This window comes from Thalassospira lucentensis MCCC 1A00383 = DSM 14000 (genome assembly GCF_000421265.1).
Taxonomy (GTDB): domain Bacteria; phylum Pseudomonadota; class Alphaproteobacteria; order Rhodospirillales; family Thalassospiraceae; genus Thalassospira; species Thalassospira lucentensis.
In genome coordinates, this window is the sequence record NZ_ATWN01000006.1 from 108,691 (window position 1) to 121,401 (window position 12,711).

Genomic DNA, 12,711 nt, shown 5'->3' on the forward strand with positions numbered 1-12,711 from the left:
GCGATCAAGCAGCATTCAGCCGGTTGATCGGCCCGGAAGCGGAATGATGTCATCCTCGCCGTCGATCTGCGGGAAGTTGCCCGCCGCCCAATCGGCTTTGGCCTGATCAATGCGTTCCTTGGAGCTTGAGACAAAGTTCCACCACAGATGGCGATAGCCAACCGACAAGCCGCCCAGCAACATCACCCGGCAGTCGCTTTGCGCGACAATATCGGGGATTTCTTCGGGCGCGACATAGATGAAGCTTTGCGGCGCATAGGCCGTGCCATCAATGCGCAAGGTGCCCGAGACAACATAAAGGGCGGCTTCCTGATTTTCACCGGGGAGTAAAAGCTGCGCGCCTTCGTCCATGTGGACATCAAGATAAAACAGTTTGGATTTGACCGGCACCGGGGCGGTTTTGCCGAATGCCTCGCCCGCGATCAGGCGCATGTGCAGGCCGGCATCTTCGATGATCGGCAAATCGTCCTTTGCCACATGGAAGAATTCGGGATCAGATTCTTCGTCTTCTTCGGGAACGGCGACCCATAATTGCAGCCCGTCGAGTTTGTGTGCGCTGTTGCGCACGGCGTCGGTTTCACGTTCGGAATGGGTGATCCCGCGCCCGGCATGCATCCAATTCAGGTCGCCCGGCTTGATTTCAAGCAGGCTGCCAAGGCTGTCATGGTGGCGGATGGTGCCTTCGAAAATATAGGTCACCGTGGCAAGACCAATATGGGGATGCGGGGCAACGTCGATCCCCTGACCGGGTTGGAAATCAGCCGGTCCCATATGATCAAAAAACACAAACGGCCCGACCGACCGCACATCACGGTGCGGCAGGACGCGGCGCACGGAAAAGGCACCAAGATCGGTTTCCTTACCAAAAATCTGCTTTACCATGCGCCGTCTCCTTCACATTTTGGTGGGGTCAGGAGCCCGACAATCGGGCTGCCTTCCCGTTACCTACGCGTATATCTGTGCCTTACGGGCACGGATACGGCCAGGTTTGATGGATATTTTCAATCTCAGACAGAACGTCTTCGGACAGGGTGATTTTGGCCGATCCGATATTGAGTTTCAGCTGTTCCATACTGGTCGCGCCAATGATGTTTGACGTCAGGAACGGGCGCGAATTGATATAGGCCAGCGCCATCTGGGATGGATCAAGGCCATTGTCCTTGGCAAGTTTGACATAGGCCTCGGTCGATTTGATGCCGTTTTCGGTCAGATACCGGCCAAAGTACTGCGGCCATTTGGTGACACGGGTGCCTTCGGGGCGTGCCCCACCCAAATATTTACCCGACAATGCCCCACCGCCGAGCGGTGAATAAGCCAGAAGACCGGCATCTTCGCGGATCGAACATTCCGCCATGCCGACTTCGTATTGACGGGTCAGCAGGCTATAGGGGTTCTGGACCGATACCACGCGCGGCCAGCCCTTTTTCTCGGCCAGTTCAAGGAACTTCATCAAGCCCCATGGGTTTTCGTTCGACAGACCGATGTGACGGACTTTACCGGCCTTGACCAAAGCATCAAGGGCTTCGAGGCTTTCCTCGATCGGGGTGAAATCCTCGTCGGCATCATGGACGTAGCCCAGTTTGCCAAAAAAGTTGGAATTCCGGTCCGGCCAATGGAGCTGATACAGATCGACGTAATCGGTTTTAAGACGTTTGAGCGATCCGTCGATGGCTTCATTGATCTGATCACGGGTCAAACGCGGCCCACCGCGGACATAGCCAAAACGTTCGGCAGGGCCGACGATTTTGGTTGCGATCACAAGATCATCACGACGCCCGCGTTTTTCCAGCCAGTTGCCGATGATGGTTTCGGTTTTGGTGAAGGTTTCTTCCATTGCCGGAACCGGATACATTTCGGCGGTATCAATGAAATTGACTTCGTTCGAGGTCGCATAGTCGAGCTGTTCGAATGCTTCATCTTGCGTATTCTGTTGGCCCCAGGTCATCGTACCCAGGCAAATAACACTGACATCAATATCAGTACGTCCCAATCGACGGTATTCCATGTATCAATCCCCTTTTACACCCCGGGTGGGGTGTGCATATTTTTCAATGGATTGAATATATCCTGTCAGGCCGGGGATGGAACCTTTCACAGCAAAAAATGTCGGGCCGCCTTGAATTTATATTGCTGTTGCAAAGCGTTCCAAACGGGTGCGTGTTTAAACAAACAGCGTTAAAACCCCGGTATAGCCATAAAACCGGTCATTACAGACTTCGCCATTGCCGTAAAACCCGGTCAGCGGCAAATCACCCAATTCATCACGAATGATCATCATTTCGCGGCTTTCGGTGCCAAACAAATGCGGCCCACGGGCGACACAGCTGCAATACAGCGCACCACGTGGTTTTCCCGGCAGGCGTTTTTGCACATCGTTCAGCATACGGCGCAGGTCTTCTTCGGCCGCCGCCCCGTCACGCCGGACAAAGCGAACCGCATCACCCGCCTGCACATCACCGCTGATGGCGATCATGTGATTATGTGGATCAACACCCAGAAGATTACGCACGACAAAATCGCCGGTGTCCGAGCCCGGAATCATCAGGGCAACGTGGTAACGACCCGATGCGATGGAATTCTCGCTGCCGTCGGAATTGAGTTCTTCTTTAAGCACCTCAAGGGCGGGGCGGTCATCAAGCGTGGAAACGATGCCTTCGCGCCCTTCGGTCACGCGATGCACCGGGCCGACAGGGGTGCAGGCCTGCGTGATGCCGACCTGAACGGCGGTTTTGGCATCAAACAAAACACCTGATAATCCGCCGTCCACCACACGATCAGCAATCTGTGGCGCGCCGCGTTCGCCCGATGCGATACCGCCGACCAGATAGGTCGAGCCAACCCGCGCCAGTTCGCCAAGGGTGGACAATGACTGGGGTGCGCCCGGATCACCATGGACCAACCCAAAGATCGGTTGCAGGCGGTCGATGGCCTGTTGCAAATCCGGTGCATCCACATCCGCATCGGTTTTCAGCGGTTCGAAAACATGAAAATCCTCACTGGCAAACGGCGCAATCAGCACCGATGCCGCCGGAACCCCGAAATAGGCCCGACCAGATCCACAGACGCCAATGCCGGCCGTCCCCGTCCAGTGTTCGATCGACAAACGTGATCGCAGGAAGGTCAGGATGCTGCCCAGATCGTCAGAAAGCGCCTCGGTGACATACAAAAACGCCAAGGCCTGTTTTGGCAAGGGAGTTGTCTGAAGTTGATCGGCCAGTTCGGAGGCCACTGCTGCCCAGTTTTCACCACTGGCATGTGCCGCGCAAAATTCCCCCGTCATGCATTCTCCCGATGTTCCATGTTGGACCCTTCTGGGGCCTTATTCATATCTAAGCATTGCGGTCTGGTGTTCTCAAGATACGCCGTTAAAAAACCCGCGTGAGCCTAGGTTACCTGAGCCTAGGTTATATGGCGTCGCAGCAGATCCATTGCCGCATTAAGTTGCGTCATGCGTTGGTGCGATCCGTAATTGCTGTCGGGATGATGGATGGCGGCAAGCACGCGATATTTGGTTCGAATTTCGCGTAAATCCGGCCTAGCACTTGGCGCAAACCCCATGACATGTAGGGCCTCGTTGAAGGTGGTCACACCGCGATCAAGCGGATCAAAAGCCAGATTATCAACAATCTGACGCAGACGTTCGAGTTCTTCGCGCGATTGCAAAAGTTCGACCGGGGGTTCGGCCTGACGCTTTTTCAGTGCGCGGGCTTCGGCGAGTGCGGCACTTTCGGCAGCCAGGATATCGGATTTCTCAACCCGCATTTTGACATCGCCCGTGTCAAAATCCAGCGCCATTTTCAAAGCCTTACGCACCATGATGATGGAAAACCCCGGTGGCAGGCGCAATTGCAGGCGCGGCTTTCTACGCCAAGGACGCCCTTCGGCCGGGCCGGATTTCAAAACAATGGTTTCTCGGTCCGACTTGGGTGGATCACCCGGATCATCATACTCATCAATCGCCTTTTCCGGCACGATCAGCATTACAGAGCGCGCAAGGTCGGCGGCATTCACCCCGCGCCGTTCGGCCAAGGCCTGCACCGCATCACGGAAAACCGACGAACAAGGAATGGTGTAGGATTGTTTGACGCCCGGTGTGGTCACGAATATTCCCCACAAGCATTTGATTTATAATACTATATCAGTGTTTTTACGGCGCACGCCGGACATTGAATGGTTAAAGTCTATCGGCGGATTCCGGGCTGGGCAACTGCATTTGCAGTCAAAATTTGAATCGCTTCCGATTCATCCACAGGCCCTATTCGGTCGTCAAACCGCGACTCGGAACTGTTTGATAGAACTTAAACACCTGATATACCAAGGATATTAACGATTCCCGGCACGTTTGGTTTATTTGTCTGATGAAAAGATAGTCAACAAACTTATCCACAAGACTTTGCAGTGGATAACTCTCCAGACACATCTAAGACATTGAATCATAAGGACTATCATTATGAATCATTGCGTTTGATTTTCGCTCCTGCGCAGGGGCCAAATCGACTTTTTGAAGTAAAAATGGCGTCGTTGTTTCCATCTTGCCAACCTGAAAACTACATATGCAGTTACGCCATCGACATTCGGAACATAACCGAAAGTAAATGGAGTGTTAATTTTACACTCGCCCCACTGTTCAGAGCGATTTTAGGCGGGTTTTTGATGCTTTTGCGGGTAAAATAAGCAGCATTGAATACGATATAACTAGTTGATATATAACAGATTAGTGATGATTTTTAGTGTTCTTACGGGATACACTGCCAAGGCAGCCAAAATCATTTCGATAAGCGTACGAATTCCATCTACGTATGCAGTTTTAATTGCTGACTCAGACAGATTTTAGCCGCTTTTTTTGCGCTTTTTTGTCAAAGAACCAAAACTGAAAGTTTCGCAACCGACTGTAATACATACGATTTTTGGTCTTTCCGGCTCAACTGAAAACAGGCCACATCAGATTGATGCGGCCCGTTTGGCAAAATCATAAAACGTCTCGTCGTAGAGATGCCGTGGGCAAAACCGGGAGATGCCCGCCCCGGTTAAGACCCGGAGGTGATGATAGAAACAACATCTGGCAGGATACGCCCGACGATTTCATCAACACCCTGTGCATTGGGATGCATGCCATCATCCTGATTAAGGGCCGGGTCAGCCGCGACGCCATCAAGGAAAAATGGATATAAATCAACCTGATACTCGCTTGCGAGATCGGGATAGATGCTGTTGAATTCATCGCCATATTGCATGCCCATATTGGGCGGAGCCATCATGCCAGCCAGCAAAACATCAATGTCCATTGCGCGCAATTTTTCGATGATCTGAGCCAGATTATCGCGGGTCTGGGCCGGTTCCATGCCGCGCAAGGCATCATTGGCACCAAGTTCAAGCAACACCGCATCGGGTTTATCAACCAATGCCCAGTCAAGCCGCGCCAGCCCTGCTGCTGTGGTATCGCCAGAAACGGAACTGTTGACGACATTGATTGAATGCCCGGCATCCTTCAAGGCGGCTTCAAGCTTTGGCGCAAAGCCGTTTTCTTGCGAAAGTCCATAGCCCGCCATCAAACTATCGCCAAATAAAACAAGGGTTTGCGGCTTGTTTTCACTAGCATTGGCATTGGCAGGTGCAGACAGGAAAATGGCCGCAACCCCAAACAGGATTACACTGCTGCGCGAGACAAACCGCGCGGCACGCCATAGCGGATTTGCAGTGAACTTGATTACACTGCACCCTTGCCCGAAGCCAAAATTCATTACACATCCCATCTCATATGCCTGTTACTTTGTGAAACGGTTACCATACGGTTACCTGCGAACGGCGCATTTCAAACCTGTTATGGTTGAACCGAAACCCTGCGTTTCCGTATGAGTATTTAGCCCGCATTCTTATTCTTGCAATGGATTAAGCCCGATAGGACCCCAGATGAGTGTTACTGAAACTGCCTCGATCCCGGATGACAACACCGTCGCATCACGACAGGAACGTAGCAAAACCGTTGATGTGCAGAACCTCAAACTGCGTCTGGCCGGCCCGGCAGGCATTGTTGAAATCCTGAAAGGGATCGATATTTCTATCGAGGCGGGCGAACGCGTCAGTCTGGTCGGGCCATCCGGATCGGGCAAAACGTCGCTTTTGATGGTGATTGCTGGGCTGGAGCAAGCCCAGGAAGGTGTAGTCACAGTGTGTGGCAATGATTTGCGCACGCTTGATGAAGACGGGCTGGCACTGTATCGCCGCCATCATGTTGGCATCGTGTTTCAGGACTTCCACCTGATCCCGACGATGAGCGCACTTGAAAACGTTGCACTTCCGATGGAGTTTGCCGGGCGCAAGGACGCGTTTGAAAAGGCAGAACAGGAACTTAAAGCCGTCGGGCTCGGTCATCGGATTGGCCATTATCCCGGCCAGCTTTCGGGCGGCGAGCAACAACGTGTTGCGCTGGCGCGCGCCCTTGCCACCGATCCTGAGCTGTTGCTGGCTGATGAGCCGACCGGGAACCTTGATGGGGCGACCGGCGAAACGATTATTGAATTGCTGTTTGATCTGGCCAAGCGCAAAGGATCGACGCTGCTTTTGATTACCCATGATCCCAATCTTGCCGACCGGTGCGACCGCACCATCATGCTGCGCGATGGTGAAATCGTTTCGCAGCAGGAAGAGCACTCATGAGCCGCACGACAAACGCATCGGATGGTCGCAATGGCGCAGACCGCCTGTGGTCGATTGCGTGGCAAGTCTGTCGCCGGGAATTACGCGGCGGCTTGTCCGGCTTTTGGATTTTCCTTGCCTGTCTTGCACTGGGCGTCGGCGCAATTGCGGCCGTGGGAAACGTTTCGGAATCCGTTCTATCGGCACTTGAGCGTGACGGGCGGAAGCTTTTGGGTGGCGATGTTGAGTTGCGCCTGACCCATACGGATGCCACCCCCCAACAGCTTGAATGGCTTAGCGATAATACCGAACGGGTTGGGCAACTTGCGACCATGCGGACCACCGCCTATGGCCCCGATCAACGCCGTTTGGTTGAGCTTAAAGCCGTTGATGATGCCTATCCGCTGTTTGGCGAGATGGAACTGGCCGATGACATTCCCTTTGCCGGAAGTCTTGATCAAAAAGACGGTGTTTGGGGGGCTGTGACCGAGGCCGGATTGCTGGAACGCCTTAAGATCAAGGTTGGCGATACGGTGAAACTCGGTGACATCGACGTGCAAATTCGCGGCGTCATCACCACCGAACCCGACAAGGCCGTTGGCTTTTTCAACTTTGGTCCGCGTTTAATGGTGTCCAAGGATGCATTGATGCAAACTGGGCTGGTGCAGCCCGGAAGCCTGATCCGCTATTATTACGCTTTGGATTTGAATGACAGTGAAACACCGACCGCGTTTCGTGAACGGCTTGATGAACAGTTTGAAGATGCCGGGTGGCGCGTGCGCGATACCGCCAACGCCAATCCGGGACTGCGCCGGTTTATCGAACGGTTGACCCTGTTTCTGACCCTTGTTGGATTGTCCGCCCTTCTGGTTGGAGGGATTGGGGTGGCCAATGCGGTGCGCAGCCATATCGAAAGCAAAACATCCGTGATCGCCACCTTGAAATCGGTGGGCGCATCGCATGGGCTGGTGTTGCGGATTTACTTCCTGCAAATCCTTGTACTGGCCGTTATCGGCATTACGATTGGTCTTTTGATCGGGGCAGTGACCCCGGCCGTTGTCGCCCCGCTTCTGGCCGGACGGCTGCCGATTGATGTCACATTGGGCCCGGCCTTGCCGTCGCTGCTTATTGCGACCAGCTTTGGCATTCTGACCACATTGGTCTTTGCCCTGCCGTCGTTGTTGCGGGCGCGTGAAATTCCCGCCGCACGTTTGTTCCGGGCCAGTGCCGGATTGCTGGGTGGCAGCCCGGTACGCAAACGCGACTTGCCCTATATCGGCGCGCCACTTGTGCTGTTGCTGATTTTGACCGTAATGACCGCCACTGATAAGACCATCGCCCTTGGCTTTATCGGCGGGTCGGCAGCAGCGATTGTGATTTTCACCTATGCCGGGCGGGCAATTGTATCCTTATCGAAACGGTTCACCACCGGACGCAACGCCTTTTCACGGCTTGCCCTCACCAACCTGCATCGACCAGGCGCCAGCACGGTTCCGGTCGCCCTGTCGCTTGGGCTTGGTCTGACACTTTTGGTGACTATTTCGGGGATCGAGGGCAACCTTGATAACGAGATTAATGAGAACCTGCCGGAGTCTGCCCCGGCGTTCTTCTTCCTTGATATTCAACCTGACCAGATTGAGGCGTTCCGCACCCAGCTTCTGGCAAAGGATAATGTTTCGGATGTCGAACAAACACCGATGTTGCGCGGGCGTGTCACCGCAGTTGATGGCGTTAAATCCGAAGATGTCGGACCGGGCGATGATCGTTGGTTCCTGCGCGGGGATCGTGGGTTGACCTTTGCTGCCGTACCGCCGCCCGAAACCAAACTGGTACGCGGCGATTGGTGGCCGTCAGATTATAATGATGCCTCCAAACCGCTGGTATCGATCAGTGCGGACATCGGCAATGCCTTTGACCTTCAGCCGGGCGACACATTGACGGTGAATATCCTCGGGCGCGACATCACCGCCGAGATCGCCAATTGGCGCGAAATCGAGTGGCAGAGCCTGCGGATGAATTTTGCCATGGTGTTTTCGCCGGGCCTGATCGACAAGGCCCCCTATAGCCTGATTGCCACCGCCCATATGCCACGCGACATGGAAGAACCGGTGGATCGCATGATTGGGATCGACTTCCCCAATGTGTCGGCCATCCGGGTGCGCGAAGCCCTTGAAGCCGCCAATGCCATTCTGGCCGGAATTGGTACCGCGCTTAATGCGACGAGCATGATCGCGATTGTTGCCGGTGTGCTGGTGCTGGCCGGGGCGGTTGCCGCAGGGCGGCGCAAACGCATCTATGATGCCGTGGTGCTTAAGACACTGGGCGCAACACGGGCCAACATCCTTTATGCCTATGCGCTGGAATACGGCATTCTTGGGCTGGCGACCGGGGTTTTGGCCGCGCTGGTGGGCTCCATTGCCGCATGGTCGGTGCTTGTGCTGGTGATGGGGGCGTCCTGGACGCTTCTACCCGCGACAATACTGGGTCCGATTGCCATCGGGCTGTTTGCCACCCTGTCAGCTGGTTTTGTCGGCACGTGGCAAGCGTTGCGCAGTCCAGCGGCACCGTTACTGCGTAACGAGTAACACAGCACGCACATGAAAAGGGCCGGTCACATCAATGACCGGCCCCTTTTGGTTTAGGGCAATGCGCATTACGCCAAATCGCGCAAAGCCCGCCGAACGACCTTGCCTGTCGTCGTCATGGGCAGTTCATCAAGAAAGGCAATTTCGCGCGGGTATTCATGGGCGGCCAGACGGGTTTTAACGAACTGCTTGATGTCGTCTTCAAGCTCGGCACTTTGGGCAAAGCCATCGGCCAGAATGACAAAGGCCTTTACGATTTGCCCGCGCTGGGGATCAGGTTTGCCTATAACCCCGGCCATCCGGACAGCCGGATGGGCAATCAGGCAATCTTCGATCTCGCCCGGACCAATCCGGTATCCCGCTGAACTGATGACGTCATCGTCGCGTCCGACAAAGCGGATATAGCCGTCTTCATCGACACAGCCCATATCGCCGGTCAGCAACCATTCACCGATGTATTTTTCCTGTGTGGCGTCTGGATTGCGCCAATATTCCAGAAACATCACCGGATCGGGTGCACGCACAGCAATCCGGCCCATCTCACCAGCACCCAGCACATTGCCATCCAGATCAATCACCGCAACATCATGCCCCGGCACTGGACGGCCCATGACACCGGGCTTGGGATCCATGATCGACTGGCAGGAACTAACCACCATGTTGCATTCGGTCTGACCATAAAACTCGTTGATCGTGACACCGAAAACCCGATGTCCCCAATCAAGAAGTTCCGACCCAAGCGTTTCACCACCACTTGCGATAGAGCGTAAATTACAGTTGAATTTTTGCGCCACATCATCACCCGCCGCCCGCATCATCTTTAACGCGGTTGGCGGCAGGAAGGTATTGCGCACGCCGAACTGCGCAATCAGTTCAAAGGCAGCCTCGGGGGTGAATTTTTCAAACCGGTGGGCGACGACTGGCACCCCGTGATGCCAAGATGGCAGAAGCACATCAAGCAACCCACCGATCCATGCCCAGTCGGCGGGCGTCCACATGACGTCATTGTCCTTTGGAAAGAAATCATGTGACATTTCGACACCGGGCAAATGGCCCAGCAATACCCGGTGCGCATGAAGGGCACCTTTGGGCTGGCCGGTGGTTCCTGATGTATAAATGATCAGGGCTGGTTCATCGGCACGGGTTTTAACCGGCTCGAACTGATCACTGGCCTCCGCCGACAGGGCCTTGAAATCAAAACAACTATCGGGCGCACCATCAATCACATAGACATATTCCAAGGCGGGTAAAAGATCGCGAATTTCCGCAATTTTTGCCGCTCCTTCGCGGTCAGTGACAAGTGCCTTGGCCGCACAGTTGCCCAACCGGTATTCCAGCGCATCAACGCCAAAAAGGGTAAACAGCGGCACAGCAATGCCACCCATTTTATAGGTCGCAACATGGGCAATCGCGGTTTCGGGACTTTGCGGCAGTAAAATCCCGACCCGGTCGCCGCGGCGAATACCATGGCGGCGCATGACATTGGCAAAGCGGTTTGAAAGTCGTTTGATCTGGGCAAAACTGTAATCACGGCGGGACCCGTCCCGCCTGCGATACATCAGCGCCAGCCGATCCGGATCGTCGGCCCATTTGTCACAGACATCGACACCAATATTGAAATAAGTCGGCACATCCCAGACGAACTCCGAGCGCACCGTCGCGTAATCATCACGACAGACCAGCATGTTTCCTCCCTGTATCTGCCACTGTTATTTGTTTTTTGGCTGCGGCAGATTTTCGCAGCATGCTAGTGCCAATCAGAGAAAATTGGAAGGTCTGTCTGAGCAACGGTCAGCTCAGTACCCTCAGCGTGCGGGATCGAGCAGAAACGTAAAGTTGGCCGTTTGCCCGGCGTCGGTTACCGCATTGACATGGCAGCCAAGGCAGGTCGCATCACTATGATGCTGGATAAAGCTTTCAAGGGCACTGTTGGTTAGAAAACGCGGCACTTCGCCAACACCAAACGGTGCCCCACCCGGATTGCCGATCCATTGCGTGCCCAGCAGCATGTAATTTGCCCAAACCGTGCCTTCCAGTTTGGCTTGCCAGACAAAGTTGGCTTCGGCCGTTCCGGAAAACAATCGCCAACACCGAACAATATCGGGCGGCACCACAGCCCCCCCCGACGCTGTGCGGGCATATGGTGCATGATCATCCCACCGAAGGTCCGCTTGAACGGACTGATTGGCCCGCCCCCCTGCCCCGGTTCGGCCCCCATAAAAAAGGAACCCGTCGGTCGGGGTTTGGAGCCCGGCCGGATCGGGGGCCAGACAGCCATCGGCAAACGGTGTATCGGTGATGATGCTATTGGGGCGTCGCGCGTTGGCTGCCAGCGGCACCGTGCCAACATGTTCGAAACTCGACCAGATCCAGCGATCCCCATTGCCACTGGTCACACGTTCAACCAGATGCATTCCGACAAGCCCGACCGTCACATCAAGGCAGGCTGACTTGCCATCGAGAGTAACATCCCCATCCAAGGCAATGCGTGCCGCACGGGTGAAATAGCGATCTCCTGACAGTCCATCGGGCAAAATACGCCAGGCAAATTTCAAAAGCTGTGCGCCCATGACACTGTTTTTGCGCGCATCAACAGCCGCATCGGCAACCACAGCATCAGCAGAGTGAGACGCCGAAGCCGTCTTGATCACGCCTTTGGCAAAACTGCCGGTATTTGAAACGCGGGTGTTGGGACCATGCCCCATGGGGAAAGCAACCGGTTGCCCGGCATTGGCAAACTCCAGACGTCCGGATTCGTGGTCCAGTCCGTTTTGACGAATGTAATTGGCCGCGACCGGGTTGATGCGGGTTTCATACAAAATGAAATTCCCGGCCTGATCGACCAGAATGTCACCGCTTGATTGGACATGACTTGCCAGCAGCAGGGCCCCGTCGGGCAGACCATCCCGGCAGGCCGGGTTTGGCATGGCAACCTCGGAAAACAGATCCCGTCTGGTGGGATATGTTTCCCACCGCGCAAGACCGTTCCCAGTTGGATCAGACGAGGTTACGGCAACAAAGGACTGCCAGGAAAACCGGTCAAAAGGTCGTTGGGCTTCGTAGGCCAAAAATCGGTAAATGAAACTGGCGTCAAATTCAGGCACATCGACCGGCGCAACAGAACAGGGTGCGGCCTGATCGGGATCAGCACAAAATTCGGATTGAGGATATTTGTCGGTAAAAACCGGAATGGCGCCCGAATCCGGGTTCGCCGTCAGATTGGCATTCTGGGCCCGACCGCCATTTGGCAAGACAATACAAAACAACGCCAAACCCGCAAGCGCAGCCATGCTTAAACCCGATAAACGCCAAGACAGGCGCTCGGTGATAAGGTTTTGAAGTCGCTTAACGTTTTTGATCAAACTTGGCCCGGACATGGCAGATTGAGCCTTTGTGTCTTGCTATCACTGCGCGATTACCCCCTGCATTCAAGCATATTAGCGCTTTTTTGAACGATTGTCGCGTCCAAGCGCGAAGTGAACAAGATCAC

9 protein-coding genes are annotated in these 12,711 nt (G+C 54.7%); 2 read left to right on the forward strand and 7 right to left on the reverse strand.

The window, feature by feature from the left end; translation table 11 throughout:
• Nucleotides 1-15: 15 nt before the first annotated feature.
• The 5 genes from K355_RS0113520 to K355_RS24005 all read right to left on the reverse strand — a co-directional run bounded on the left by K355_RS0113520 (nucleotide 16) and on the right by K355_RS24005 (nucleotide 5,741).
• Nucleotides 16-882 carry a pirin family protein gene (locus K355_RS0113520; protein ID WP_022732686.1) on the reverse strand — a complete coding sequence of 289 codons (867 nt, stop codon included), beginning with the start codon at nucleotides 880-882 and terminating at the stop codon, nucleotides 16-18.
• A gap of 82 nt (nucleotides 883-964) precedes the next feature.
• Nucleotides 965-2,005 (reverse strand): NADP(H)-dependent aldo-keto reductase, encoded by a 1,041-nt coding sequence (locus K355_RS0113525; RefSeq protein WP_022732687.1) that lies wholly within the window; start codon nucleotides 2,003-2,005, stop codon nucleotides 965-967.
• A gap of 156 nt (nucleotides 2,006-2,161) precedes the next feature.
• The gene (locus K355_RS0113530; RefSeq protein ID WP_022732688.1) at nucleotides 2,162-3,280 is read right to left on the reverse strand and encodes an FIST signal transduction protein; all 1,119 of its coding nucleotides are present in this window, start codon (nucleotides 3,278-3,280) and stop codon (nucleotides 2,162-2,164) included.
• A 119-nt stretch (nucleotides 3,281-3,399) separates the two neighbouring features.
• Nucleotides 3,400-4,101 (reverse strand): J domain-containing protein, encoded by a 702-nt coding sequence (locus K355_RS0113535; RefSeq protein WP_022732689.1) that lies wholly within the window; start codon nucleotides 4,099-4,101, stop codon nucleotides 3,400-3,402.
• A 926-nt stretch (nucleotides 4,102-5,027) separates the two neighbouring features.
• Nucleotides 5,028-5,741, reverse strand: a complete 714-nt coding sequence (locus tag K355_RS24005; protein ID WP_022732690.1) for an arylesterase — start codon at nucleotides 5,739-5,741, stop codon at nucleotides 5,028-5,030.
• Nucleotides 5,742-5,910: 169 nt separating this feature from the next.
• Between K355_RS24005 and K355_RS0113545 the strand changes: the two genes are divergently transcribed.
• Both K355_RS0113545 and K355_RS0113550 read left to right on the forward strand, forming a co-directional pair.
• Entirely contained in the window at nucleotides 5,911-6,657 is a 747-nt protein-coding gene (locus K355_RS0113545; protein ID WP_022732691.1) for an ABC transporter ATP-binding protein, read from the forward strand.
• Nucleotides 6,654-9,221 carry an ABC transporter permease gene (locus tag K355_RS0113550; RefSeq protein ID WP_022732692.1) on the forward strand — a complete coding sequence of 856 codons (2,568 nt, stop codon included), beginning with the start codon at nucleotides 6,654-6,656 and terminating at the stop codon, nucleotides 9,219-9,221. The genes K355_RS0113545 and K355_RS0113550 overlap by 4 nt, the downstream gene beginning before the upstream one ends.
• 68 nt (nucleotides 9,222-9,289) lie before the next feature.
• Here the strand turns inward: K355_RS0113550 and K355_RS0113555 are convergent, their stop codons facing one another.
• Nucleotides 9,290-10,906: an acyl-CoA synthetase gene (locus tag K355_RS0113555; RefSeq protein ID WP_022732693.1), complete on the reverse strand. Its 1,617-nt coding sequence runs from the start codon at nucleotides 10,904-10,906 to the stop codon at nucleotides 9,290-9,292.
• Between the two features lie 120 nt (nucleotides 10,907-11,026).
• Nucleotides 11,027-12,511, reverse strand: coding sequence for a hypothetical protein (locus K355_RS0113560; RefSeq protein WP_028791597.1), 1,485 nt, complete (start codon nucleotides 12,509-12,511; stop codon nucleotides 11,027-11,029).
• Between the last annotated feature and the right edge of the window lie 200 nt (nucleotides 12,512-12,711).

Coding starts and splice junctions, on each gene's coding strand:
- K355_RS0113520 (WP_022732686.1), bottom strand. CDS start 882: ATGGTAAAGCAGATTTTTGGTAAGGAAACCGATCTTGGTGCCTTTTCC.
- K355_RS0113525 (WP_022732687.1), bottom strand. CDS start 2,005: ATGGAATACCGTCGATTGGGACGTACTGATATTGATGTCAGTGTTATT.
- K355_RS0113530 (WP_022732688.1), bottom strand. CDS start 3,280: ATGACGGGGGAATTTTGCGCGGCACATGCCAGTGGTGAAAACTGGGCA.
- K355_RS24005 (WP_022732690.1), bottom strand. CDS start 5,741: ATGAATTTTGGCTTCGGGCAAGGGTGCAGTGTAATCAAGTTCACTGCA.
- K355_RS0113545 (WP_022732691.1), top strand. CDS start 5,911: ATGAGTGTTACTGAAACTGCCTCGATCCCGGATGACAACACCGTCGCA.
- K355_RS0113550 (WP_022732692.1), top strand. CDS start 6,654: ATGAGCCGCACGACAAACGCATCGGATGGTCGCAATGGCGCAGACCGC.
- K355_RS0113555 (WP_022732693.1), bottom strand. CDS start 10,906: ATGCTGGTCTGTCGTGATGATTACGCGACGGTGCGCTCGGAGTTCGTC.
- K355_RS0113560 (WP_028791597.1), bottom strand. CDS start 12,511: ATGGCTGCGCTTGCGGGTTTGGCGTTGTTTTGTATTGTCTTGCCAAAT.